The 2,535-nt window shown below is 58.6% G+C and carries 1 protein-coding gene and 1 pseudogene; both read left to right on the forward strand.

Annotated elements, in window-relative coordinates:
- Positions 1–113 precede the first annotated feature (113 nt).
- Positions 114–1,681: pseudogene (gene istA / locus J1C52_RS14935) on the forward strand (IS21 family transposase).
- Complete coding sequence (istB, locus tag J1C52_RS14940) at positions 1,671–2,462, forward strand: IS21-like element helper ATPase IstB (protein ID WP_227428725.1); 792 nt, start codon at positions 1,671–1,673, stop codon at positions 2,460–2,462. The pseudogene istA and the gene istB overlap by 11 nt, the downstream one beginning before the upstream one ends.
- The last annotated feature ends 73 nt before the right edge of the window (positions 2,463–2,535 follow it).

Here is a 2,535-nt window from a genome sequence, read left to right on the forward strand (position 1 = left end):
TGTTGATTGCCACTGAGATTTGACCCGGCAACAGCAGAAATTGTCATTGAGAATTGACCCATGTGCAACCTTGGCCCGGCTTGAATCAGCTGGGGGCAAATGGAGTGATCGACATGGGATTTTTGAAGGTAATCAGGACATGGGCGCTGCGAGACAAGATGCCCATTCGCGAGATCGCGCGGCGCACGGGCATTTCGCGTAACACAATCAAGAAGTATTTGCGGGAGGGGATTGTTGAACCTGCGTTTCAGACGCCGGATCGTCCCAGCAAGCTCGACCCATATGCCAAGCAGCTGACAGCTTGGCTTGTCTCGGATCAGCGCAAATCACGCAAAGAGCGCCGGACGGCGAAGCTAATGCACGCCGATCTGGTAAAGTTGGGATATGACGGTTCCTACGAGCGTGTTGCGGCCTTCGTTCGTGAATGGAAAGGCGAGCGCCAGCGCGCGTATCACACGACGGATCGGGGAACTTTCGTGCCGCTGGTGTTCGCACCAGGCGAGGCGTTCCAGTTCGACTGGAGCGAGGACTGGGCCTATGTCGGTGGCGAGCGGATCAAACTGCAAGTGGCGCATATCAAGCTCTCGCACAGCCGCGCCTTTCTGGTTCGGGCCTATCTGCTGCAAACGCATGAGATGCTGTTCGACGCTCATTGGCATGCTTTCCGTGTCTTTGAAGGTGTGCCTGGCCGCGGCATCTACGACAATATGAAGACCGCCGTCGACAAGGTCAGAATTGGCAAGAAGCGCGATGTGAATGCGCGGTTCACGGCGATGACCAGCCATTATGTCTTCGATCCCGAATTTTGTAATCCCGCCGCGGGGTGGGAGAAGGGACAGGTCGAGAAGAATGTCCGCGATGCGCGCCATCGCATGTGGCAGCTGATGCCGGCCTTTCCGGATCTGGATGCGCTGAATGATTGGCTGGAAGAGCGCTGCAAGCTGCTGTGGGCAGAGACAGCCCATGGCAGGTTGCCTGGAACCATCGCCCCTCTCATGGTTTGCAAGCAAACCACTACCGGGCAGTGGATGTGTGGGAGGCCGAGAAGCCTGCGCTGATGGCGCTCCCCACAATGTTCGATGGCTTTGTCGAGGAACGAAAGCGCGTCTCGCCGACCTGCCTGATCAACTTTGACCGCACGCGTTATTCGGTGCCTGCCAGCTTTGCGAACCGTCCTGTGAGCTTGCGCATTTACCCTGATCGGCTGGTGGTTGTAGCCGAGGGGCACGTGATTTGCACGCATGAGCGCATCATCGACCGGTCGCACCGTCAGCCGGGGCGCGTCATCTATGATTGGCGCCACTATCTGGCAGTCGTTCAGCGCAAACCCGGCGCGCTGCGCAATGGTGCTCCCTTCGTGGAAATGCCCGAGCCCTTCCGTCTGCTGCAGGCAAAGATACTGCGCCAGCCTGGCGGGGACCGCGAGATGGTCGATATTCTGTCCTTGGTGCTGCACCATGACGAGCAGGCTGTCCTGTGCGCCGTGGAATTGGCGCTGGAGGCGGGCGTTCCCACCAAGACCCATGTGCTGAACCTGCTCCACAGGCTGCTGGACGGCAAGCCTGCTGACCAGCCGGATGTGAACCCTCCAGCGGCCCTGTCGTTGAGCAAGGAGCCCGAGGCCAATGTCGCCCGCTATGATGGGCTGCGCACCACGAGAGGAACCCGCCATGCGTCATGATCCTGCGGGTGCGGCACTTATCATCATGCTGCGCAGCCTTAAAATGCCCGGCATGGCGCAGGCCGTGCAGGACTTGCATGAGCAAGGTTCACCCGCATTTGACGCTGCCATGCCGATCCTGTCGCAGTTGCTCAAGGCCGAAATGGCCGAGCGCGAGGTGCGATCGACCGCGTATCACATGAAGGCTGCCCGCTTCCCGGCCTACAAGGATTTGTCCGCCTTCGACTTCGCGGCCAGTGAAGTGCGTGAAGCTCTGGTCCGCCAGCTCCATCGCTGCGAATTTCTGGATGGCGCCGAGAATGTGGTGCTGATCGGGGGGCCTGGCACAGGGAAATCCCATGTTGCGACGGCCCTCGGCATTCAGGCTATCGAGCATCACCGTAAGCGCGTGCGTTTCTTCTCAACGGTCGAACTGGTCAACGCCCTGGAACAAGAAAAGGCCCAAGGCAAGACTGGCAAGATCGCCGAGGCGCTGGTGAAAACCGACTTGGTGATCTTGGACGAGCTGGGATACTTGCCATTCAGCGTCTCTGGCGGTGCGTTGCTCTTCCACCTCCTGAGCAAGCTTTACGAACGCACCAGCGTCATCATCACCACCAACCTGAGCTTCAGCGAATGGGCGAGCGTCTTTGGTGACGCCAAGATGACCACCGCGCTCCTCGACCGCCTCACCCACAGATGCCACATTTTGGAGACTGGCAACGACAGCTATCGCTTCAAGGCAAGCTCCGAAACAGCGAAAAAGAAACGGAAGGAAACACCAGCATTGACGCCAGAATGACACGTAGAACATAACAAATGGGTGGGTCAGTTCTCGGTGACAATGCCGGGTCAAATCTCAGTGGCAATCAACA

Source organism: Roseibaca sp. Y0-43 (assembly GCF_020667835.1).
GTDB lineage: Bacteria > Pseudomonadota > Alphaproteobacteria > Rhodobacterales > Rhodobacteraceae > Roseinatronobacter.